Origin of the sequence: Methylobacterium longum (assembly GCF_022179385.1) — a bacterium.
Taxonomy (GTDB): domain Bacteria; phylum Pseudomonadota; class Alphaproteobacteria; order Rhizobiales; family Beijerinckiaceae; genus Methylobacterium; species Methylobacterium longum.
Genome location: NZ_BPQS01000024.1, coordinates 24,486 through 46,882, shown reverse-complemented (window position 1 = coordinate 46,882; position 22,397 = coordinate 24,486). Strand labels below are relative to the sequence as shown.

The window sequence follows — 22,397 nt, the reverse complement described above, 5'->3', positions numbered from 1 at the left end:
CGCTCGTATCCCGCCTCCTGCCCCGGGGCGCGCCGTCCGCCGAGATCCTGGGCCGGTCGCCGGGCCGCGTCCCGGCAGCCACCCCCGCGGCAGCGGCTCAGCGTCGTCGGCGTCCGGCCGGCGCCTAGGACGTCTCCGGGGGCCCGGTCCGCCCCAGGGCGTAGAGGGTGATGGCAGCGGCGTTCGAGACGTTGAGGCTGCGGATCGCCCCCGAGAACGGGATCCGGGCCAGCACGTCGCAGCAGGTCCGGGTGCGCTCGCGCAGCCCCTTGCCCTCGGCGCCCAGGACGATCACCAGCGGCCGGGCCACGGCCAGCGCGGCGAGGCTCTCGGGCGCGTCGGAATCGAGCCCGACCCGCGTGAACCCCCGCTCCCCCAGGGCGATCAGCGCCTCGGCGAGGTTCCGCACGGTCACGAACGGCACGTGCTCCAGGCCGCCGGAGGCCGATTTCGCCAGGACGCCGGTGGCCCCCGGCGCGTGGCGGGCCGTGGTGACGATCCCGGCGACCCCGAAGGCCGCGGCGGTGCGCACGATCGCCCCGACATTGTGCGGATCGGTGATCTGGTCGAGCGCCAGCAGGAGGGCGTCGGCGGGCAGGTCGTCGAGGCCGGGGGCCGGCAGGGGCTCCGCCTCGAGATACAGGCCCTGGTGGACCGCGTCCGGGCCGAGCAGGCGGCCGATCTCGCTCGGCCGCACCAGTTCGGGGGCGATCCGCAGGGCGCCGCCGAACTCCGCCTCCAGCCGGGCCGCCGCGTTCTCGGTGGCGAGCAGCCGGTGCAGGCCGCGCGCGCCGTTGCCCAGCGCCTGCACCACCGGGTGCCAGCCGTACAGCACGGCGGATCCGTCGGCGGCGGCCCGCGGGCCGGGGGCGGGCCGGGGGCCCGGGCGGAAGCCCGGCCGGCGGGGGCCCGGGGGGCGCGGCTTCCCGCGGGGGCCCGGCGGCGGCCCGTCATTGCGGCGGTCGGTCATCGGACCGCGGTCGGGAAGCGGGGCATCGGCACGGCCTTCTTCGAGGCCCTCGCGCGGAGGGACATCGTGGGAGGCCCCGAGAAACCGGCCGCATCGGCCCGCGTCAAGGGCCTGCCGCGTGGGGCCGGGTCACGGGTTCGCGTCAAGTGGCCGCCGCGGATCCGCCCGCCGCCGGGTCGGCGCCGATGTGGACAACGCGCTCGTATTCTTTTCATTCCCTGTTCAAGACCTTCGGATCCCGGCGTCGTTCGTCAAAGCGAACGGACCGCGACGGAGTAGGAAGATTATCAGGAGGAATCTCTCAGAGAGTCAGTTCGGAAGGTTATATGCAGTGGCGAATTCGCTTGTCCGCGCAAAGCGTTGATGCCGTCTCGCGCATCCGACTCTGCGCGGATGCGCATCCGACTCTGCGTCGCCGCGCATCGGATTCTGCGCCGGGCCGGCGGATCCGCGTATCGGAGTCTGCGGGGCCGCGTATCGGATTCGGCGGCGATTCCCGCCGGACGCGGTGGATAACGGGGATGGCCCGGCCGGCGGCGGCCGTATCGAACTCTGCGTCCGGCGCGCCGCCCGGTCCGGCCCGTATCGGACTCTGCGCAGCCCGCGTCCCGGGCCGTCCCGCCGGGCGTTCTGCACCGCGCACCGCGGGACGCCCTGGGAAGCGGGGATTGCCGGGACAAGCCGGATCGGACCGGGATCCCGGCGGCCGAATCGTGGCATGGCGGGATGGGGCCGTCCTCCCGCGCGCCGGCGGGAGAGGCGGGCCGCCACGGGCCGCCAGGACGATGGGCATGCGATGAGCATCGAGGAGAAGATCGCCGGGATCCACGACCCGGACCTGCGGGCCGAGGTCGAGGCGGCCCGCGGCGGCTTCCTGTTCGCCCAGATCGTCGAGCACGTCCTGCACCGCCAGCGCGAGCGGGACGCGCAGGCCGCCCTGGTGGGCGAGGAGGAGGTTCGCCGCGCCGGGCTCTCCCGCGACCAGCGCCGCCGCGACGCCGTGCGCCTCGTGATCGAGAGCGAGCCGGCGCTCCCGTCGAGCCTGCAGCACATCCACTCGGTGCTGGCGCTCTGCGGACTGCCCTACCGGGACCCCGGCCCGGTCCGCGAGTTCTCCCGCACCTACGGGCGCAACTCGCTCAACCTGATCGCCGGGCGGATCAAGGACCCGGAGACCGGCGCGTTCACGCCCCAGGGGCTGCCCTACGGCCCGAAGGCCCGGCTGGTCCTGCTCCACCTCTGCACCGAGGCCGTGCGCCAGCGCAGCCCCACCGTGAAGGTCGCCGAGACCCTGTCGGGCTTCATGCGCGAGATGGGCTTCGCGGTCACCGGCGGCGAGCGCGGCACCATCCGCCAGTTCAAGGAGCAGCTGAACCGGCTCGCCGCCTGCTCCATGCAGATCGGCCTCTGGGACGGCCGCGACAGCGCCACCACCCTCAACGTCCCGCCGTTCCGCAGCCTCGAATTGTGGCGCCCCCGTGCCGGGGAGGGCGCCGACGAGGCCGGCCGCACCGTGCGCTTCGACCCGGAATTCTACGAGACCCTGATCCGCCACGCCCTGCCGGTGGACGTCCGGGCGGCCCGGGCCTTCTCGGGCTCGGCGCGCAAGCTCGACCTGCTGTTCTGGACCGGCTACCGGCTGCGGTCCCTCCAGCGCCCGCTGCGTCTGACCTGGACCAACCTCCACGCGCAGTTCGGGGCCGAGAACGCCTCGATCCGCAGCTTCCGCCAGGCGTTCAAGGCGGATCTGGCGCATCTGCGCGAGGTGTTCCCGCGCCTGCCCCTGGTCCTCGACGATAACGGCCTGACCCTGCACCCGGCCGATCCGAGCGCGCTGCTGGTGCCGCCGCGCCCCGCGGCGAAGAGAACGCGGGCGCGCGCCTAGGGAATACGATTCATTCCCTTAACCGTCGTGGGCGGCGGTCGGAACGGGCGGGTATTCCGTTCCCTGGGAGAACGGAATGGGGTAGGTATTCCATTCCGCTGGAGGGAACGCCGCGTGGGTCTATCGGATGTCGAGATCGAGGCGCGCCTCGCCCTGCTGCGGCGGCAGCGCGAAGCCCTCGACCGGGAGATCGCCGATCTCGTGCTCTACCTCGAACTCGGACGCCGTTTTGGGGCCGCCGGGACGGGGCTCGCGCCCGGCGACGCCGGTACCGGGCCCGAGGCGGCCTCGGGGCCGACCATCGACCCGCCGCCGGCCCGGGACGCGGCGCCGCCCGTCGTCCCGGTGGGCCGGATTCCCGCCGCCCCGGCCCGGGGACAGTCCGGCTCAAGTTCCGAGCCTCATTCCGACGCTGATTCCCAATCTCAGTCCGACGCGGGCGGGACGGATGCCGCGCGTCCTCCGGCCATTCCCTTCGCGGAGGACGCGGCCGGCGCCCGCCGCTACGGCCGCGCCCTCGTGGAGGCCGCCGGCAGGGCGATCGCGGATGCCGGCCGGCCCCTGCACGCGGCCGAGATCCTGGCGGCGCTCGTCGACCAGGGCTTCACCGTGCCGGGACGGGACCCGGTGGCGGCCCTCAACACCCGCCTGTGGAAGCGGTCCGGCCCCGGTGGTCCCCTGCGTCGGGTCGGCGAGGCGACCTACGCGTTGGCGGCCCCGGCGTGAGAGGGCCGGTCACGAGTGCGTGACGGTGCCTTGGCCGCCGGCCTCCCCGTATGGGTGACGTCCGCGGCCGCAGGATCGGCATCGTACCGGCCGGGGATGCCGGACGGCGCGGCGACGGGGATGGACGGGGCGGAATGGCCGAGATGCGCGCGGATCGCGCGGTTCCGAACGGCCGGGGACCGGTCCTCCGGCCCGGCCGCGTCCGGATGCGGGCGCGATGACGACCGCCCAGGCCCTGGCTTTCGTGCTGGGCTGCGCGGTGATCCACGCCGCGCATGCGCACGCGGAGGCCCTCACGCGCCTCCTTGCCGCCGCGGCCGTCGTGGCGGCCGTGCTGGTGCTGCTCGTCGCCTCCCTGGACTACGCGCCGGGAACCACGGGGACGTTCGACGAGATCTCGGTCTACGCGGCGTCCTGAACGGTCCGCCGCGCCGCCCGGCTCAATTGATGAGGCAGAAGCCCGCACCGGTCCCGACCCGGCGCGCCTGCGCGCACCAGGGTCGCGGCTCACCGGACGGAGCCTTCAGGGCGGCGACAGCCCGGGGCGCGCCGGGATCGACGCCGCGCAGCGCGGGATTGCCGGTCTCCGCGCGGCCGCCATCCAGGCCGCGCGGCCCGACGGTGACGCCCGGCACGGTTCCGGCCGAGGGGCGGGCCGCGCGCTCCGGTTCGTTCGCCATGACCGGCTGCGCGAGTTCGGGTGGGCTCAAGGTCGCCAGTCCGGGCATGTCCTGCGCGGCGGCGGTCCCGCACAGGACCAGGCAGGCGGCCGGAACCGCGAGAACCTTGAGCATCGACGAAGCTCCTGCCGAGAACGAATCCATCGACCGGTCCCGCACGGTGGGCCGGCCGTGGCGCCGATTGTGACGGTGGACCGTTAAAGGCGTGAAAAGATTCAGGATTAATCGAGTGCCCGGAGGGCCTGAGAAGTCACGATCCTCGGACGACACCGGAAGCCCGTTGCCACGGGCCAGCCGGGCAGGAACGACGGTGCCGTCCCGGGATGGTCGGCGGGTCGAGGGCTACGATCCCCGGGAGACGGTTGGCCCGGCCCGGCGCCGCTACCGGGCGGGTGCCGCCACCGCGGCCGCGAGGCGGTCGTGGGGAACCCCCGATCCGCCGACCACGGCCACCCGGGTCCCGGCGGCGCTGCGCCGGCTCGCCCAGTCGCCGATCATCTCCAGGCAGGTGTGATCGATGGCCGCGAGGTTGTCGGTGGCGAGGCGGACCTCGCCGCCCGTGGGCGTGCGCTCCAGCGCCGCCGTGAGGCTCGGCAGTTGCAGGAACGTCGCCGCCCCGGACAGGCGCAGCTCCGGCACGCCGGGCACCTCCGGGGCCGCCGCGTGCTCGATCCGCAGCCGGCCCTTACGCAGGCTCGGCAGAGCCTGGAGCAGGCTCAGGACCAGCCCGGTGAGCACGCCGGTGAGCAGATCCACCGCCACCACGGTCACCATCGTGGCGAGCCAGATCGCCGCCGTGAGCCAGCCGTAGCGCGCCTGCAGGTGCAGGGCGTGGGCGGGGCTCGCCAGCCGCCAGCCGGTGACGACCAGGATGCCGGCGAGGCTCGCGGTCGGCACCAGGGCCAGCAGCCAGGGCAGGGCGATGAGGAAGGCCAGGATCCAGGTCCCGTGCATCACCGTGGCGGCCCGGCTGACGGCCCCGGCCTGGACGTTGGCCGAGGACCGCACGATCACCCCGGTCATCGGCAGGGCGCCCAGCATCCCGCAGATCACGTTGCCGACGCCCTGCGCGCCGAGTTCCCGGTCGAAGCGGGTGCGCGGGCCGTCATGCATGCGGTCGACGGCCGCCGCCGAGAGCAGGCTCTCGGCGCTGGCGATCACCGCGATGACCAGGGCCATGATCAGGATCTCGGCCTCGGCCAGCCGCGCCCAGGCCGCCGCGTCCGGCAGGGACAGGCCGGACAGGAGCGCCTCCGGCACCGCGACGCGCTTGACGGCGAAGCCCCCGGTGCCGGCGACGAGACTGCCCGCCACGACGCCCACGAGCGCCCCGGGCACGAGCCGGAGCCACGCCGGGCGCAGGCGCTCCCAGGCGATCATGGCGGCGATGGTGGCGCCGCCTACAGTCACGGCGCCGGCGCGGTCGCCCGTGCCGGTGACGAAGTCGAAGAACGCGGCCGGGATCGCCACGAGGTTGTCGAGCCCGCTCGCCCGGGGCAGGGCATCGGTGAGGACGTGGATCTGGGCGAGCACGATCAGGATGCCGATGCCCGCCAGCATCCCGTGCACCACGGCCGGCGAGATCGCCCGGAACCAGCCGCCGACCCGCAGGGCACCCGCGACGAGCTGGAGGAGGCCCGCCGCCACCAGGACGGGGTCCAGCGCGTCGAGCCCGTGCGCCTGCACGAAGCCGTACACGATCACGGCGAGCCCCGCGGCCGGCCCGCTCACCTGGAGCGGCGAGCCCGCGAGGAGGCCGACCACGATGCCGCCGACGATGCCGGTGACGAGCCCGCGCTCGGGCGGCACGCCGGACGCGATGGCGATGCCCATGCACAGGGGCAGCGCCACGAGGAAGACCACCACGGAGGCCGGGAGATCCCGCGCGAGGCTCGTCCGGACGGGGCCGTCCGGCGCGAAGGCGGTGCTCAGATGTCGGTTCAGACCCTCGGGGATGGGCATGCTCAGGCGGCCTGCAGGCGGGTGCCGCCGGCGGAATCCTGCGCCACGGGCATGTCGGCCTCGCCGATCGGCCGGAAGTGCCCGCTCGCGCCATCATAGGCCAGGAGCGCGCCGGTCTCGATCTCGAAGAACCAGCCGTGCAGGCGCAGGGAGCCCTTGGCGAGGGCGACGGCGACGCTCGGATGGGTGCGCAGGTTGGCGAGCTGGACGACCACGTTCTCCAGGGCCAGGGCGTGGTGGCGGGCCTTCGGGTCCATGCCCTCGGGATAGGCCTCGCAGACGATCCGTTCGGCGGCCTCGGCGTGGCGCAGCCACGCCGCGACGCTGGGCATCCGCTTGAGCAGGTCCCGGTTCATCAGCCCCTTCATGGCCCCGCAATCGGAATGGCCGCAGACCACGATGTCGCGCACGCCGAGCGCCACCACGGCGTACTCGATCGCCGAGGAGACGCCGCCGATGACGTCGGAGGCGGGGGGCACGATGTTGCCGGCGTTGCGGCAGACGAACAGGTCGCCCGGCCCCGCCTGGGTGATGTGCTCGGGGGCGACGCGGGAATCCGCGCAGGCGATGATCAGCGCGCTCGGGTGCTGACCGTCGCGCACCAGCTGCTGGTACATCTGCCGCTGGCCGGGGAAGACGCTGCCCTGAAAGCTGGCGATGCCCTGGATGATGCTGTTCATGAGGGGGGTCCTGACGCTGGGCGGAATGGGGTGTGTCGGCGGCCGTCATCCCGGCGCGCCGCGGGGCCGACGGCGTGTCGGGCGAGGTCGCGCGAGGCGTTCCCGGCGGGCGTTCCCGGGTGACCGCCCCGGCTGAAGCCCGGGGGCCGGGGCGGCAGCGACCGCTCAGGCCGGAGCCCGGCGGCCGCTCGCGGGTCTCAGCGGGCGATCCGGCGGCGCTGCAGGGTCCCGGATGCCCAGTGGGGATCGACGAGGCCGCGGCGCGAGACCGTGGCCCCCGCGCTGTCGTGGAGCATCGGCGCCCCGAGGAGCTGCCCGGTGCCTAGGCGCTGCGAGTGGAGCGAGCGCGGGTCGTGATAGGGATCGCTGACGTAGGAGCTCATGTGGCCGCCGCCGGCGACCTGGCGGCTTCCGCCGCCGCCCTCGCCCGCCTGGGCCGTCATCGGCAGGGCGAGGGAGCCCGCCAGGAGCCCCAGCACGAGGCCGCAGGTCGGCCCGAGGGCGGGGCCGGAGCGAGCGGCGGTCGGGAGGTGCCGTATCTTCGTCATTGCGCGTCCTCGCTTGTTCGTCAGGCGGGCCCGGGACGCCGCATCCCGGGCCGCTGAGCCGGACATAAGCGACAGTGCGCAAAGTTGATGTGCGTATTGACACAGTAAAGATACGGATATTTTAATCCTTTGTCTTTGTTTGACTTGGTGCGTGCGCGCACGTCATGATCGCCATGCGGCCTCGACCGCGGGATTAAACGGCATCGGACATGACGTGCACTCCCCGCGCGGTCCGGGGCACTCGCAGTGCCGGGGCGTCCGGGCGGCCGGGGCAGCCGGTCGCGGCAAAGCCTTCGCGCGCCGCGCGGATGCCTCTCAGGCCCGTCCGGCCCGGATGCCCTGCGGCGACGCGCCGGTCTCCGCCGGAGGGGCGGGCAGGGGGCTCACCGCCACGTAGGCGAAGCCCGCCGCCTCGTAGGCGAGGTCGGCGGTGTTGCGCCCGGCCAGGCCGCGTTCCAGCAGGCGGGTGCCGAAACCGCTCCGCGAGGGGCGCGCCACCGGGGGGCCGCCGCGCTCGCGCCACGTGATCCGCAGGATCGGGCCGTCGGGACCGGCCGCCCGCGTCCAGGCCAGCGCCGCCCGGCCCCCCGGAACCGACAGGGCGCCGTGCTTGACCGCATTGGTGCACAATTCGTGCAGGATCATCGTCAGCGCGAGCGCTCCCTCGGGGGGCAGCCGCAGCTCGGGACCCTCCAGGGTGATGCGCGGCGCCTCGCTCTGGAAGGGTCGCACGGCCTGATCGGCGATGCCGTGCAGGTCCGCGCTCGCCCAGCTCTCGCGGGTGAGGATGTCGTGGGCGCGCGACAGGGTCAGCAGCCGCGCCTCGAAGGCATCGCGCCCGGCCGCGGCGCCGTCGATGTTCTTGAGGCTCTGCGCGGCCATCGACTGCACGGTGGCGAGGGTGTTCTTCACCCTGTGATTGAGTTCATCGATCAGGAGCCGCTGGGCCTGCCCGCGCCGGGCCAGCTCGTCGGCGGCCGCGTCCAGGGCCTCGGCGATCATCGTGCCCTCGCGCACGAGGGAACGGGGCAGCGCGGGCAGGGGCTGGTTGCGGCCCAGCGCCCCGGCCGCCCCCGCCAGATCCCGCAGCGGGCGGGCGATCAGGCCGGCGAGCAGCCACGCGAGCAGCGCGGCCGCGAGCGCCACTGCGCTGCCCGCCGCCAGGATGTTCCCGCGCAGGGCCGTCGCCGAGGCCAGGGCCCGGTCGGCCGACTGGCGCACCACCACCTGCCAGCCGAGGCCGGGATAGTCGCGGTAGCCGGCGGTGCGCGCCTGGGCGCTGAGATAGGCGGGGGCGCCGTCGGGCCAGGAGCCGACCCGGCTGGTGCCCTGCGGATCGAGGGGGCGCCCGTCCACCGGCACGTCCCGGGGCAGGGCCCCGCCCTGCAGGGCGGGCGGCCCCAGGAGGACGGCGCCGTCCCGGGACAGGATCAGGATCTCCGCCCCCTCGCGGTGACCCCGGAGGGAGCCTTCGAGGGTGCGCGCCATGTCGCGTGCCCAGGTCCAGTCGAGATGGGCGGCCAGCACCCCGACGAGGCGCCCGTCCGCCCCCCAAACGGGGGCCGCGACGTCGAGGAGACGCAGGGGCTCGCGCGGGGTCGCCTGGCGCGGGGCTGCCTCACGGGGACCTGCTTCGCCGGGGGCCAGCGCCGCCTGCAGGAGCTTGGCCGGATGCACGTCCCCCACGAAGGGCGCCGCGCGGCCCGCGCGGAAATAGTCCCGGCCGGCGACGTCCGCGCCCTCCAGCGCGCCGGTGCTGGTCACCGCGACGCGCCCGTCCGGGTCGATCAGCCCGATGATCGAGTAGGCGGGGTAGGTCGCCTGCATCCGCTCCATCAGGGCGCGCTTGGCGGCCGTGCCGGCCGCGGGATCGCGCAGGCTGTCCGAGGCGGCGGCGATCTGGATGTCGCGCCAGCGCTCGAACATGCCGAGGTCGAGGCTCCGCGCCATCTGGCCGGCGATCTCGGCGAGCTGGCCGCCGACCTCCGCCTCGAGCCGGCGGGTCGCCTCGCGGCTCACCAGGGCGGCGAGCGCCAGGGTGGCCAGGAAGCCGAGGGTGCCGAAGCCCAGGGCCAGCACGACGCGCAGCCGCGGCGCCGCCGGCCGGCGGCGCGGACCGCCCCGCCCCGGGAGGTCGGTCGATCCCGCGGGGTCGGCCGGGATGGCCGCCGAAGCGGGGCCGGGCGGGGATTCCGATCGCGCGACCGCCTGCATCCGATCTCCCGCGGATCCGGGCCGCCCCGCCCCAGCAGACGGTGCCCGCCCCGCCTTCTCAGCACGCGCGGCAGGCCTCAGCAAGACAGTTTCGAGACTCGGCGGCACCTAACACTATCGAAGGTTGCAAAACGGCACCTGGTCTCTCCGGTGCCGGGCTGGTCAGAAGCCGGGCCAAGCCCCCGGAATCGTGCCGCCGTAACCCCAGCCGGTGAAGGGCGGGGCCGCCACCCGCTCCCGCGTCGCCGGCGGAAGGGCCGGTGAAAGGGCCGGAGGGAGAGCCTGGGGTGGTAGGGCCCGGGGGATCGGCCGCGGATCCTGCCGGGAAAGCCCGTCCCGCCGCGCGGCCTCGGCCCTGCGGGCCAGGGTCCGGTCCATGTCGGTGGCGGCCGGCGGATGGTGCCGCCCGGGCTGGGACCGCCCCGGCTGCGGCCCCGGCTGCGCCCGAGCCGGGGAGGCCGCCAGCGAGGCGAGGGGCAGGGCGAAGGGCAGGGCGAGGGGCAGCGCCAGGGGGACAAGCAGGGCCGCGTGGATCGGGGTCGGACCGGCGCGCATGGTTCGGGCTCGACGGTGAGGGGGCTTCCGCCGGCAGCTACGCCGGAACGAGGCCGCCGGTTCCGGGAACCGCCCGCGCGGGGGCGGGCGCCCCCGCGGCAATCTCGGGTCCCCAGGCCGCCGAAAACCCCGTAGAAGGCCCGAGGTCCCCACCCGAGACGACGCGAGCGCGAACGGCCCATGCCAGAGCCCGAACGGACAGAGCCCGCGCCGAATGCCGGCCCGCACGACCCGGTGGCGCTCCTGAGGACGCTCGTCGCCTTCGACACGGTGAGCGCCCGCTCGAACCTGCCGCTGATCGACTGGGCGGAGGCCTATTGCCGGGACCACGGCGCCGCGGTGGAGCGGGTGCCGGATCCGACCGGGCGGAAGGCGGCGCTGCTGGTGAGCGTCGGCCCGTCCGAGAGCCGCCCCGGCTACGTGCTCTCCGGCCACAGCGACGTGGTGCCGACGGAGGGCCAGCCCTGGACGTCGGACCCGTTCCTCCTGCGCGAGGCGGACGGGCGGCTCTACGGCCGGGGTACCTCCGACATGAAGGGGTTCCTGGCGGTCTGCCTCGCGCTCCTGCCCGAGATGGTCGAAGGCGTGCTCACCACCCCGCTCCACATCGCGATCTCGTACGACGAGGAGGTGGGCTGCCTCGGGGTGCGGCCGCTGATCGCCCGGATGCTGGAGCGGGTACCCCGGCCGCTCGGCTGCTTCGTGGGCGAGCCCACCGGGATGGAGGTGGTGGTCGGCCACAAGGGCAAGTCGGCCGCCCGCCTCACCTTCCGGGGCAAGGCCAGCCACTCGGCCCTGGCGCCCGAGGGCGTCAACGCGGTGGAATACGCCGCCCGGTTCATCGAGCATGTCCGGCTCTCCGCGGAGGCGCTCGCCCGGGACGGTGCCCGCGATCCGCTCTACGACGTGCCGCACACGACCGGCCTGTCGAGCGTGGTCCGGGGCGGCACGGCGCTCAACATCGTGCCGGATACCTGCAGCGTGGAGTTCGAGTACCGGGCGATCGGCGCGGACGACGCCGGGGCGCTGGCGGGCGCGGCCATCGCCTACGCCACCGACACCCTGGCGCCGCTGATGCGGGCGGGGGATCCGGCCTGCGGCGTCGCGGTCGAGCCGCTGATCGACTATCCGGGCCTCGACACCGATCCGGACGCGGCGATCGTGACCCTGGCCAAGCGGCTGGCCGGCCGGAACGGGCACGCCAAGGTCTCGTACGGCACGGAAGGCGGGCTGTTCGAGCGGCTCGGCGGCGTGCCGGCCGTGGTGATCGGGCCGGGCTCCATCGCCCGCGCCCACAGGGCCGACGAGTACGTGACCCGCGACGAACTCGAGGCCTGCGCGACCTTCGTGCGGCGGCTGATCCGCGATTGCCGGGGCTGAGGTCCCGGCTTCGAGAGGTCGAGACCCTTCGCGATTGCCGGGCAGAGCCCCGCCGGACGGGCCGGGGTCCTGTGGAAACCCCTATGTCCGCGGGCGCGAACCCGCCCTAGATGCGCGAAGGGCCGCCGGGGCCGGGTCGGAGTCATCTTAGCCGCATGGCCAGCCTCAGCGTCGCGATCGCGTTCGGCGTCCGCCTACTCCTCGTGCTGCTGTTCCTGCCGTTCAGCGCCCTCGACAAGATCCTGAACTTCAGGGGCGCCGTCGGGCAGGCCCGGGAGGCCGTGCACGCGACCGCCGCCGCCACGGCGCTGATCCTGATGGGGCTTGCCGTCGAGATCGGGATGTCGCTCTGCATCCTCACCGGGACCGCCGACCGGGCCGCCGCCTTCGTGATGGCCGGCTATTGCGGGGTCACGGCGCTGCTGTGGAAGCAGTTCTGGGTGCCGGGCGACTTCTGGACCGGCGGCCAGGGCCGCGCGCTGTTCTGGGACTTCCTCAAGAACTTCGCCCTGGCGGGCGGCTTCCTGCTCATCACCTTCGGCACGGGCGCCGGGACGGTCGAGAATTTCCTCGCCGACCCGCTCGGCTCGACCCATCCCTACGCGACCGTCGACCCGTCCCGGCCTTGAGCGCTCTCCGCCGGGGGCAGGCCGGTTCGGCGGAGGAGCGCGTGTCTGACCGAGGGCGGGCTTCTCAGCCCTTCGGCACGGTGGCCGCCATGGAGGGCCGGCGCTCGAACGCCCCGTACCATGCCGCGAGCGCCGGGCGGCCCGCCCGCCACGCGAGGTCGGGGAAGCGCAGGTCGAGGTAGCCCAGCGCGCAGGCCATCGCGAGGGTGCCGATGTCGAGGGCCGGCCCACCGTCCGCGTCGCCGCCCACCAGGGTCTCGAACCGGTCGAGCGCCGACCGGATCTTGCCGGTCTGGCCGGAATCCCAGGCGTCCCAGCGCTTTTCCTCCGGGCGGAGCACCCGCTCGTAACGGGTGAGCAGCGCCGCATCGAGCAGGCCGTCGGCGAGGGCCTGCCGGGTCAGCGCGTCCCAGCGGGCGGCACCCTCGGGGAACAGGCGCGGCCCGGCCGAGAGGCCGTCGAGATACTCGCAGATCACGCGGCTGTCGTAGAGGGCGGTGCCGTCCTCCAGCACCAGCGCGGGGATCTTGCCCAGCGGGTTGTGGGCGGCGACCTCCGCGGAGGGCCCGGTCGGGGAAGCGCCGGCCACGATGACGGCGAGCCGGTCGATCAGCCCGGTCTCGTGGGCGAGGACCAGCACCTTGCGGGCATAGGGGGAGGCGGGGGAGTAGAGAAGCTTCATCGGACCGTCCCGGTTGATCGTGGCGCCGCGATTAGGGCGCCGGGACCTTGCACCGATGCCGCGCCGAATCCAGACCCCGGCGGCGCGGCGCCGGACGGTCAGACCTTCCGCGTCATCCGAGAGCCCGCATGCACCGCCCGGCTCCTGCCGATCTTCCGGGGGCGGGCGCGCCAGGCCAGGAGAGCGGTCGCCACCCGGTCCAGGAGCAGCATGCACAGGCTGCCGACGATCGCCAGCACGCAGACGGCCCCGATCAGTACCCCCCAGATCCCGGGGGCCGGGATGATCATCAGGCACAGGAGGCCGAACACGGCCGCGCCGGGTATCCACTTCGCCATCGCGCCATCCGCCTGAAACCGACGAGGATCATGCGTCGACAGATCCTCTGCGAGGAGATTCAATATTGCTGTATTCGTTGCTGAGAGCATAAGAATTCGCTTTTATCAGTAAATCGGCCTCTATTTTTTGGTTTGCGTTCCGTGAACGGAGCCCGCGGGTCGTCGCCCGCGCGGATGCGGATGCGGATGCGGATGCGGATGCGGATGCGGATGCGGATGCGCCCCGGACCCTGCGCCCCGGCTGCCGCGCCCCGGTCGCCCCACGGTCGGAGCGGCTGGCGGGGAATCCCCGCCGGTGACAGTGCGCAGCCGCTGTCCGCGGAACGGGCAGGGTGCCGGGAATCCGGGCTTCTCCCGGGCGGCCGAATCGGCGTATCCAGGGATTAGCCCATCGCGACGATGCGGGAGAGACCGGGATCTTCCCAACCAGAGGGGGACCCGGCGCCGACGGAGCAACCGCCCCGGAAACTCTCAGGCACCGGAACCGTGTCGTCAGGGCGATCTGGAGAGCGGTGCAGCGGGCGAGCCCGTGGGCACCCGCCGAAGGGGACGTCCGCGGAAAGGCCTCGCCAGGGCCGGAAGCGGATCAAGCTCTCAGGCACCGGGACAGATGGGGCGCGCAACCGGCCGACCGCTTGAGGCGGCCTCCACGCGTCCTCGTTCCGGAGTCCCACCCATGACCCACATCGCCGTGATCGGCGCCGGCATCACCGGCGTGACGACCGCCTATGCGCTCGCCCAGCGCGGCTACCGCGTCACCGTCCTCGACCGGCAGCGCTACGCCGCCATGGAGACATCCTTCGCCAATGGCGGCCAGCTCTCGGCCTGCAACGCCGAGGTCTGGAACAAGCTCTCCACGGTGATGCAGGGCCTGCGCTGGATGATGCGCCGCGACGCGCCGCTGCTGATGAATCCCAAGCCCTCCTGGCACAAGCTGTCCTGGATGGCGGAGTTCGTCCGCGAGATCGCCCATTACCGCGCGAACACGGTGGAGACCGTGCGGCTGGCGCTGAAGGCCCGGGAGGCCCTGTTCGCCATGGCGGCGGCCGAGGGGATCGATTTCGACCTGAAGACCCGCGGCATCCTGCATTTCTACCGGGACCGGGCGAACTTCGAGAAGGCCACGGCCGTCAACGCCCTGCTGCGGGAAGGGGGCCTGGAGCGCTACGCCGTGACCCCGGAGGAGATCCGGGCCATCGAGCCGACGCTGGCCGGCACCTATCACGGCGGCTACTTCACGCCCTCGGACGCCACCGGCGACATCCACAAGTTCACGCGAGGTCTGGCCGCTGCCTGCGCCCGCAAGGGCGTCCGCTTCATCCAGGACGCCGATGTCGCGACGATCACGTCGGGGGAGGGGGGCTACGCCGTCGGCTGGCGGCAGGCTGGGCATCTCACGGGTCATGCCGCCGAGGCGCCGCAGAGCCTGCAGGCCGACGCGGTGGTGATCTGCGCGGGCTGCGCCAGCCGGCACTTCGCGGCGATGCTCGGCGACCGGGTCAACGTCTACCCGGTGAAGGGCTACTCGATCACCGTGAACCTGCTGACCCCGGAGGCGCAAGCTGCGGCACCCGAGGTGAGCATCCTCGACGAGGCGGCCAAGATCGTCACGAGCCGCCTCGGCGACGAGCGCCTGCGGGTCGCCGGCACGGCCGAGTTCAACGGCTTCAACCGCGACATCCGCCACGACCGGATCCAGCCGCTGGTCGACTGGACCCGGGAGCAGTTCCCGCGTGTCGACACCGACCGGGTGGTGGCCTGGAGCGGCCTGCGCCCGATGCTGCCGAACATGCTGCCCAAGGTCGGCCGGGGCCGCCGGCCGGGGGTGTTCTACAATACCGGCCACGGCCATCTCGGCTGGACCCTGTCGGGCGCCACCGCCGAACTCGTCGCCGGGGCGATCGCCGCCGAGCACGCCCCGGAGCGGACCCTCCTGCCGCTCGCGGCCTGAGTCCCGGGTTTCCAAAGGGCTTGCAGCCCTTTGGCGGGTTTCGGGGCGGAGCCCTGACGCACATCGCGGCGCGCGGTCCCATCCCCGAGACGGGGGGCGCGCCGCCTGAGATTATTTTGTATTCTCTTTCCGAGCCGCCCCGGAAACCGAGCCGCGATGCCCTCATTCGCCGCCTATCTCGACCCCGCCACCGGGGCGACCTACCCGATCGAGACGCCGCGCTGGCGCTCGGAGACGGGCGGGCCGCTGATGATCACGGATCTTCCCGGCATCGATCGTGGGGAGATCGATACGGCCGAGCGCTCCCTCTGGCGCTACGCCGCCGCGCTGCCGGTGGCCGTCTCGGATCCGGTGACCCTCGGGGAGGGCTGCACGCCGCTGGTGCGCCGGCCCTGGCGGGGCGGCCACGCCCATTTCAAGCTCGAATGGTTCGCGCCCTCCGGCAGCTTCAAGGATCGCGGCGCCGCCGTGATGCTGTCGATCCTGCGCCAGCAGGGGATCGGCGCGGTCTTGGAGGATTCCTCCGGCAACGGCGGCGCCGCGGTGGCGACCTACGCGGCCGCCGCCGGCATGCGGGCGAAGATCCTGGTCCCGGCCTCGACCTCGCCGGCCAAGACCGTGCAGATGCGCGCGGCGGGCGCCGAGGTCGAGCTGATCCCCGGCTCTCGCCAGGACACCGCCGACGCCGCCGTGCGGCAGGCGGAGGCGATCTTCTACGCCAGCCACAACTGGCAGGCCCATTTCCTTCAGGGCACCAAGACCCTCGCCTACGAGCTCTGGGAGGATCTGGGCTTCCGGGCGCCCGACAACGTCATCATCCCCTGCGGGGCGGGCAGCAACATCCTCGGCTGCGACATCGGCTTCTCGGAGCTGCTGCGCCGGGGCGAGATCGCCCGCCTGCCGCGGCTCTACGCCGTGCAGCCGAGCCATTGCGCCCCCCTGCATGCGGGCTTCGAGGCCGGCGCCGACGACTTCGTGCCGGTCACCCCGCGGCCGACCCTCGCCGAGGGTGCCTCGATCGCGCAGCCGGTGCGCGGCCGTGAGGTGCTGGCGGCGCTCCGCCGGTCCGGCGGCGGCACCGTGGCGGTCTCCGAGCCGGCGATCGAGACGGCCCTGATGGAGCTCGCCCGATCGGGCCTCTACGTCGAGCCGACCTGCGCGATGGCCGCGGCCGCGCTCACCGACCTCACCGCGCGCGGCGCGATCCGGCCGGAGGAGACCACCGTGGTGGTCCTCACCGGCACCGGCATCAAGGCGACGCCGCGCATCGCCGAGCTTCTGGGTCCCACCCCGTGACGCCGACCCGCTGACCCGATCCCGAGGAGACACTCCATGCGCAACAACATTCCCGCCCGCGTCGGCATGCCGGTCGAGGAGGTCGACACCCCCTGCCTCATGGTCGATCTCGACGCGTTCGAGCGCAACGTGGAGAAGCTCGGCAGCTTCATGAAGGCGCACGGCCTGCGCCACCGGGCACACGCCAAGACGCACAAATCCTCCGACATCGCGGTGGTGCAGATCGAGCGCGGCGGCGCCTGCGGCGTCTGCTGCCAGAAGGTCAGCGAGGCCGAGGCGCTGGTGAATGCCGGCATTCGCGACGTTCTGGTCTCCAACCAAGTGGTCGCGCCTCAGAAGATCGAGCGCCTGGCGGCCCTCGCCACGCGGGCGCGGGTGCTGGTCTGCGTCGACGACCTCGGCAACGTCGACGACCTGTCGGCGGCGGCCGTCAAGTACGGGGTCACCCTCGAGTGCCTGGTCGAGATCGACGTCGGCGCCGGCCGCTGCGGCGTCGCCCCGGGGGAGCCCGCGGTGGCGATCGCGCAGCGGATCGCGGCGGCGCCGGGCCTCGCCTTCGCCGGTCTGCAGGCCTACCAGGGCAAGGCCCAGCACGTGCGCGACTACGACGAACGGAAGGCCCTGATCCAGACGGCGATCGACGAGACGCGGCGCACCGTGGACCTGCTGAAGGCCGAGGGCCTGAGCTGCGACATCGTCGCGGGCGCCGGCACCGGCAGCTTCGCCCTGGAGGGCGGCAGCGGCGTCTACAACGAGCTGCAATGCGGCTCCTACGTCTTCATGGACGCGGATTACCAGCGGGTGAAGGACGCCGACGGGCAGCCGATCGCGGAATTCGAGAACAGCCTGTTCATCGTCACGGCGATCATGAGCAAGGCGAAGGCCGATGTCGCGATCTGCGATGCCGGCTTGAAGGCGCAGAGCATCGACAGCGGCCTGCCGGTGGTGTTCGGCCGGGAGGATGTCGCGTACATCAAGTGCTCGGACGAGCACGGGGTGATCAGCGATCCCGGCAACGTGCTGAGGCTCAACGAGCGCCTGAAGCTGATCCCCGGCCATTGCGACCCGACGGTCAACGTCTACGACTGGTACGTGGGCGTGCGGAACGGCCGGGTCGAGGCCGTCTGGCCGGTCACCGCCCGCGGCATGACGTTGTAACGGGATTCCAAAGGGCCGAGGCCCTTCGGCGGGGTGTCGGGGCGGCGCCCCGACATCGGGCTTGGTCCGAAAGCAGGGCGCCGCCCTGCACCCGCAAAAGGTCCAAGACCTTTTGAACCCATGACTTTGGAGGTCTTCACACCATGCGCTTCATCTCGGAAGAGGAGTCCGCCGCCCTGGTCGACCACGCCATGGCGTTCGCGGCGGCCCGGGAGGCGCTGATCGCGGCCGTCGCCCCCGGCACCACCCTGTTCCCGGCGGTGCTCGGGCACGGCTCGGAGCCGGCCAACCGGTTCTCGATCAAGTCGGGCTCCACGGCGACCTATGCCGGCCTGAAGGTCGGCTCGTTCTGGCCCGGCAACCCCGACCGGGGCCTGCCCCGGCACAATTCCGTGATCCTGCTGTTCGACCAGGCGGTCGGCCGGATCGACACGGTGATCGAGGCGGGCCGCGTCAACGCCTACCGGACCGCCGCCGCCGACGCGGTGGCGGCGAGCGTCCTCGCCCGGCCGGATTCGACGGTGCTCGCCGTGTTCGGGGCCGGGAACCAGGCCGCGTTCGAGTGCGCGGCGCTCGCCCGGATCCTGCCGATCAAGACGGTGCTGGTGGTCGCCCGGGACGCCGCCAAGGTCGCGGGGTTCGCCGAGCGCCTGGCGGGGCAGGGGACCTCGGGGATCGCCGTGCGGTCGGCCGCCCCCCGGGAGGCCTGTGCGGCCGCCGACGTGATCGTCACGGCCACGCCCGCCCGCGCGCCGCTGTTCGAGGCCGAGTGGGTCCGGCCGGGCACGCACGTCGCCGCCATGGGGGCGGACGCGAAGGGCAAGCAGGAATTGCCCCCCGCCCTGCTGGAGCGGGCGGCCCTGTTCTGCGACCTGCCGGAGCAGTCGCGCACCATCGGCGAGTTCCAGCACGCCTCCGCGCAGGCTCAGGCGGGCCTCACGGCGCTCGGCGACGTGCTGCGGAGCGGGGAGGGGGCCCGGACCGATCCCGACCGGATCACCGTGTTCGACTCCTCCGGCATCGCCCTGCAGGACCTGACCATCGCCCGGGCGATCCTCGCCAAAGCCGACGCGCGCTTGTAGGGGAGGCCGGCGCCGGCCCTCCCCCGCCCCGGCGGAGGACCGCCACGCATGCAGGACAGGCAGATCCGGGTCATCGGCATCGGCACGGGCGATCCCGAGCACCTGACCCTCCAGGCGGTGCGGGCGCTCGCCGACGTCGACGCGGTGTTCGTCCTCGACAAGCGCGCCGAGACCGCCGACCTCGTGGAGATCCGCCGCCGGATCTGCGCGGCCCACATCGCCAAGCCCCACCGGGTCGTCACGGTCGAGGATCCGCCCCGGCCGCGCCGCCCGGCCGATTACGGCGGGACCGTCGTGGCGTGGCACGCGGCCCGGGCCGAGCGGCTGGAGGCGGCCTTCGCGGACCATCTCGGGGCCGGGGAGGTGGGGGCGATCCTGGCCTGGGGGGATCCGGCCCTCTACGACAGCATCCTGCGCATCCTCGACCGGATCGACGCGCGCGGGCGCGTGGGATTCACCCGCGCGGTGATCCCCGGCCTGTCGAGCGTGCAGGTGCTCGCCGCCCGCCACGGCGTGCCGCTGAACGGCATCGGCGGGTCGGTGCTGATCACCACCGGTCGCCGCCTCGCCGCAGGCTGGCCGGCGGAGGCCGACAGCGTCGTGGTGATGCTCGACGGCGACCCGGCCTTTGGCCATCTCGACCCGGACCTGACGATCTACTGGGGCGCCTATCTCGGCGGCCCGGACGAGATCCTGGTCTCCGGCCGGCTGGGCGAAGTGGGCGACGCGATCCGGCGGGTCCGGGCGGAGGCGCGGGCCCGGCACGGCTGGATCATGGACATCTACCTGCTGCGCCGTGACCGCGCCGCAACGGACAGCGGGGACGGACCCCGCTAGAGAGCCGCCATGCTGCGCCTGCGGGACTACCAGCGCGCCAGCCTCGACGCCCTCTCGGCCGCCTGGGCGCGGGGCGGGGCGGACGCGGCGGCGCCCGGCCACCTGATCGTGCTGCCCACCGGCGCCGGCAAGGCGCTCGTGATCGCGGCCCTCGCCCGGGAGACCCTGGCGGAAAACCCCCTCGCCCGGGTGGCGATCGTCACCCACAGCCGCGAGCTGGTCGCCCAGAACTTCTCGGAGCTGACCCGCGCCTGGCCGGAGGCGCCGGCCGGGATCTTCTCGGCCGGGCTCGGGCGGCGGGAGGCCGGCGCGCAGGTGCTGGTCTGCGGCATCCAGTCGGTGGCCGACCGGCTCGACGCGGTCGGGCCGCGCGACCTCGTGATCGTCGACGAGGCCCACCTGATCCCCCGCGCCGCCGACACCCGCTACGGCCGGTTCCTGGCGGGCCTGCGGGCGCGGACCCCCGGGCTGCGCGTGGCGGGCTTCACCGCCACCCCGTACCGGCTCGATTCGGGCCGCCTCGACGACGGGGCGCACCGGCTGTTCTCCGGCATCGCCTACGAGGCCGACACGTTCACGCTGATCCGGCGGGGCTTCCTGGCCCCCCTCGTCTCCAAGGCGACGCTGACCCAGCTCGACGTCTCGGGCGTCGGCCGGCGCGGGGGCGACTACATCCCGGGGGAGCTGGAGGCGGCGGTCAACCGCGACTGGATCACCCGCGCGGCGGTGGCGGAACTCGCGGAGTACGGCCGCTCCCGCCGGGCCTGGCTCGCCTTCTGCGCCGGCCTCGCCCACGCGGACGCCGTGCGCGACGCCGTGCGGGCGGAAGGGTATGCCTGCGAGAGCGTCTCGGGCGAGACCCCGCGCCGGGAGCGCGACCGGATCGTGGCGGCGTTCCGGGCCGGACAGATCCGCTGCCTGACCTCGGTCGGCGTGCTCGGGACCGGCTTCAACGTGCCCGAGGTCGACCTCGTGGCGCTGCTGCGCCCGACCCGCAGCACCGGTCTCTACGTGCAGCAGGTCGGCCGGGCGCTGCGCTGCGCCCCCGATAAGGCCGACGCGCTGATCCTCGACTATGCCGGGCTGGTGCGGATGCACGGCCCGGTGGACGCCGTGACGGTCCGGAGCGCCACCCAGGGCCTGGGCGGGGCAGGGGCCTCGCGCGCCAAGCCCTGCCCGGGCTGCGGCGCCCTGATCGCGCTGAACGCCTCCACCTGCGAGGCCTGCTGGACCGAGCCGGAAGGGGACGCGGAGGCCCCGCACGAGGCCGCGGCCGACGACGCGCTGGCGATCCTCTCGGCCGATCCCGGAAGCCCCGATCCCGGCCCCGATCCCGAGCCGGCCGGCCCTGCCCCCGGGGCGGCATCCCCGGACGCGCCCTGGCACCCGGTGACGGCCCTCACCCTGGAGCCCGCGCCGGACGGGCTCGACCTCGTGCTCGGCTGGCGGGACGGCGCCACCGAGGCGGCGTGGCGCGTGCGCCTGCGGCCCGAGGGCCGCGGCTACGAGCGGGAGAAGGCCGTGTCGTGGTGGCGCGGACTCGGGGGCGGCCGGGACGCCCCGATGAGCACCGCCGGGTTCCTGGAGGGGGCCGACGCCCTGAGCCGGCCGGCGGCCATCCGGATCCGGCCGGGCCGGCTGTCCGATCAGATCGCCTGCCGGACGGCGGACGGGCGGACCCTGGGCGACGTGCGCCGCCTGTCCGGGCATGCGGCGTGAAACCGCCGGAGGGTCTCGCGGACCTTCGCGGGGAACTCGCCCGCCGGGCCTCCCGCGGGGAGGGGCCTCGGACCGCCCTCGCCCGATCCCGGTCCGCAGGCCATCTGCCAGGGATCTGCGCTGCCAGGGATCTGCGAGCGCCGACCCGTGCCGCGCCGGTGGATCAAGTGCGGCCAGCCGGCCGGGATCCGTCCCGATCCTGTGACACGGGCCATCCTCGGAGAGGCCGCCCCGGGGCATGCCGAACCCCCCTCGCCCGGCCGGATCGCCGCTCATGTTCCATAATATATCTTATGCGAACTCTGTTGGCAGGTCGAAGGGCGGTTGAGCTGAGGGATCGCGGCGGCCGGGGATCGCCTCCGACGCCACGTTCCGCCGTGGATGCAGGACGTCACCCGGGACATCACCCAGGACATCACCCAGACGCCAACCCAGGACGCCACCGGGCGACCACTGGTCGGGCTCCTCGTACCTTACGGCTGAGGCGCCTCGGCATGTCCGGACCTGCGAGCGCGGCGAACCCGTCCCGGGCTCCGGCGTGGTGGGCTCCGTCGCCTCCTTCCGCCGCGGCGTCGTCCGGGCCCGCGGCGCATCGGTGGCGGTGAAGCGGCTGGCAGCAGATGGCCTGCGGACCGGGATCGGGCGAGGGCGGTCCGAGGCCCCTCCCCGCCGGAGGCCCGGCGGGCGCGGCTCCCGCGAAGGTCCGCGAGACCCTCCGGCGGTTTCACGCCGCATGCCCGGACAGGCGGCGCACGACGCCCAGGGTCCGCCGTCCGCCGTCCGGCGCAGATCCCCTGGCAGCGCAGATCCCTGGCAGCCCGGATACCGAAGGTTCGGCAGGACCGCCCCATGCCGGTCCCGACGCTCGCTATGGTCGGGACGCTCGCCATGTCCGGACATTCGCCATGGATCATCCCGAACCCCCGAGCCCGGTCGGGCGAGGGCGGTCGGGGCCCCCTGCCCGCGGGCGGCACGGATTGTCCCTTCGGGCGGAGCGAAGCCGGCCGGCAGATCCAACGCCCTCACCCTGAGGCGGCGGAGCGCAGCGGAGGGTTCCAAGGAACTCTCGAAGGAGCTCTCGAAGGAGCTCTCGAAGGAGCGTTCG

General features: G+C 73.8%; 20 protein-coding genes and 2 riboswitches. Of the genes, 11 read left to right on the top strand and 9 right to left on the bottom strand.

Annotation, left to right across the window (positions count from 1 at the left end):
• Window positions 1-124 precede the first annotated feature (124 nt).
• The gene (locus MFF58_RS19570) at window positions 125-970 is read right to left on the bottom strand and encodes a TrmH family RNA methyltransferase (protein WP_238290525.1); all 846 of its coding nucleotides are present in this window, start codon (window positions 968-970) and stop codon (window positions 125-127) included.
• A 796-nt stretch (window positions 971-1,766) separates the two neighbouring features.
• Between MFF58_RS19570 and MFF58_RS19565 the strand changes: the two genes are divergently transcribed.
• The 3 genes from MFF58_RS19565 to MFF58_RS19555 all read left to right on the top strand — a co-directional run bounded on the left by MFF58_RS19565 (window position 1,767) and on the right by MFF58_RS19555 (window position 3,999).
• A complete protein-coding gene (locus tag MFF58_RS19565; protein ID WP_238290524.1) occupies window positions 1,767-2,855 on the top strand; it encodes a replication protein RepA in 1,089 nt (362 codons plus the stop codon).
• A gap of 114 nt (window positions 2,856-2,969) precedes the next feature.
• Entirely contained in the window at window positions 2,970-3,581 is a 612-nt protein-coding gene (locus MFF58_RS19560) for a winged helix-turn-helix domain-containing protein (RefSeq protein ID WP_238290523.1), read from the top strand.
• A 217-nt stretch (window positions 3,582-3,798) separates the two neighbouring features.
• Window positions 3,799-3,999 (top strand): hypothetical protein, encoded by a 201-nt coding sequence (locus tag MFF58_RS19555; protein ID WP_238290522.1) that lies wholly within the window; start codon window positions 3,799-3,801, stop codon window positions 3,997-3,999.
• Between the two features lie 22 nt (window positions 4,000-4,021).
• Here the strand turns inward: MFF58_RS19555 and MFF58_RS19550 are convergent, their stop codons facing one another.
• The 6 genes from MFF58_RS19550 to MFF58_RS19525 form a co-directional block, all read right to left on the bottom strand.
• Complete coding sequence (locus MFF58_RS19550; protein ID WP_238290521.1) at window positions 4,022-4,375, bottom strand: hypothetical protein; 354 nt, start codon at window positions 4,373-4,375, stop codon at window positions 4,022-4,024.
• 267 nt (window positions 4,376-4,642) lie between these two features.
• Complete coding sequence (locus MFF58_RS19545) at window positions 4,643-6,223, bottom strand: SulP family inorganic anion transporter (RefSeq protein ID WP_238290519.1); 1,581 nt, start codon at window positions 6,221-6,223, stop codon at window positions 4,643-4,645.
• Between the two features lie 2 nt (window positions 6,224-6,225).
• The gene (locus MFF58_RS19540) at window positions 6,226-6,903 is read right to left on the bottom strand and encodes a carbonic anhydrase (RefSeq protein ID WP_238290517.1); all 678 of its coding nucleotides are present in this window, start codon (window positions 6,901-6,903) and stop codon (window positions 6,226-6,228) included.
• Between the two features lie 197 nt (window positions 6,904-7,100).
• Window positions 7,101-7,451, bottom strand: a complete 351-nt coding sequence (locus tag MFF58_RS19535; protein WP_238290516.1) for a hypothetical protein — start codon at window positions 7,449-7,451, stop codon at window positions 7,101-7,103.
• Between the two features lie 315 nt (window positions 7,452-7,766).
• Complete coding sequence (locus MFF58_RS19530; RefSeq protein ID WP_238290515.1) at window positions 7,767-9,665, bottom strand: sensor histidine kinase; 1,899 nt, start codon at window positions 9,663-9,665, stop codon at window positions 7,767-7,769.
• Window positions 9,666-9,827: 162 nt separating this feature from the next.
• Entirely contained in the window at window positions 9,828-10,220 is a 393-nt protein-coding gene (locus MFF58_RS19525) for a hypothetical protein (RefSeq protein ID WP_238290514.1), read from the bottom strand.
• A 180-nt stretch (window positions 10,221-10,400) separates the two neighbouring features.
• Here MFF58_RS19525 and argE point away from each other — a divergent pair, with 180 nt between their 5' ends.
• Window positions 10,401-11,600 carry an acetylornithine deacetylase gene (gene argE, locus MFF58_RS19520; RefSeq protein ID WP_238290513.1) on the top strand — a complete coding sequence of 400 codons (1,200 nt, stop codon included), beginning with the start codon at window positions 10,401-10,403 and terminating at the stop codon, window positions 11,598-11,600.
• 155 nt (window positions 11,601-11,755) lie between these two features.
• Complete coding sequence (locus MFF58_RS19515) at window positions 11,756-12,229, top strand: DoxX family membrane protein (RefSeq protein ID WP_238290512.1); 474 nt, start codon at window positions 11,756-11,758, stop codon at window positions 12,227-12,229.
• A 64-nt stretch (window positions 12,230-12,293) separates the two neighbouring features.
• Here the strand turns inward: MFF58_RS19515 and MFF58_RS19510 are convergent, their stop codons facing one another.
• Both MFF58_RS19510 and MFF58_RS19505 read right to left on the bottom strand, forming a co-directional pair.
• Window positions 12,294-12,911: a glutathione S-transferase gene (locus MFF58_RS19510; protein WP_238290511.1), complete on the bottom strand. Its 618-nt coding sequence runs from the start codon at window positions 12,909-12,911 to the stop codon at window positions 12,294-12,296.
• Window positions 12,912-13,009: 98 nt separating this feature from the next.
• Window positions 13,010-13,249, bottom strand: coding sequence for a hypothetical protein (locus tag MFF58_RS19505; protein ID WP_238290510.1), 240 nt, complete (start codon window positions 13,247-13,249; stop codon window positions 13,010-13,012).
• A gap of 392 nt (window positions 13,250-13,641) precedes the next feature.
• A riboswitch (glycine riboswitch) is annotated at window positions 13,642-13,746 on the top strand.
• Between the two features lie 3 nt (window positions 13,747-13,749).
• A riboswitch (glycine riboswitch) is annotated at window positions 13,750-13,861 on the top strand.
• A gap of 64 nt (window positions 13,862-13,925) precedes the next feature.
• Between MFF58_RS19505 and MFF58_RS19500 the strand changes: the two genes are divergently transcribed.
• From MFF58_RS19500 to MFF58_RS19475, 6 genes are all read left to right on the top strand, one after another.
• Window positions 13,926-15,200 (top strand): D-amino acid dehydrogenase, encoded by a 1,275-nt coding sequence (locus MFF58_RS19500; RefSeq protein ID WP_238290509.1) that lies wholly within the window; start codon window positions 13,926-13,928, stop codon window positions 15,198-15,200.
• A 156-nt stretch (window positions 15,201-15,356) separates the two neighbouring features.
• Window positions 15,357-16,496 carry a pyridoxal-phosphate dependent enzyme gene (locus tag MFF58_RS19495; protein WP_238290508.1) on the top strand — a complete coding sequence of 380 codons (1,140 nt, stop codon included), beginning with the start codon at window positions 15,357-15,359 and terminating at the stop codon, window positions 16,494-16,496.
• Window positions 16,497-16,532: 36 nt separating this feature from the next.
• On the top strand, window positions 16,533-17,654 hold the full coding sequence (locus tag MFF58_RS19490; RefSeq protein WP_238290506.1) for a DSD1 family PLP-dependent enzyme: 1,122 nt from the start codon (window positions 16,533-16,535) through the stop codon (window positions 17,652-17,654).
• A gap of 143 nt (window positions 17,655-17,797) precedes the next feature.
• Window positions 17,798-18,736, top strand: coding sequence for an ornithine cyclodeaminase family protein (locus MFF58_RS19485; RefSeq protein ID WP_238290505.1), 939 nt, complete (start codon window positions 17,798-17,800; stop codon window positions 18,734-18,736).
• Between the two features lie 48 nt (window positions 18,737-18,784).
• A complete protein-coding gene (gene cobF / locus MFF58_RS19480) occupies window positions 18,785-19,573 on the top strand; it encodes a precorrin-6A synthase (deacetylating) (protein ID WP_238290504.1) in 789 nt (262 codons plus the stop codon).
• Between the two features lie 9 nt (window positions 19,574-19,582).
• On the top strand, window positions 19,583-21,292 hold the full coding sequence (locus MFF58_RS19475) for a DEAD/DEAH box helicase (RefSeq protein ID WP_238290503.1): 1,710 nt from the start codon (window positions 19,583-19,585) through the stop codon (window positions 21,290-21,292).
• Window positions 21,293-22,397 lie beyond the last annotated feature (1,105 nt).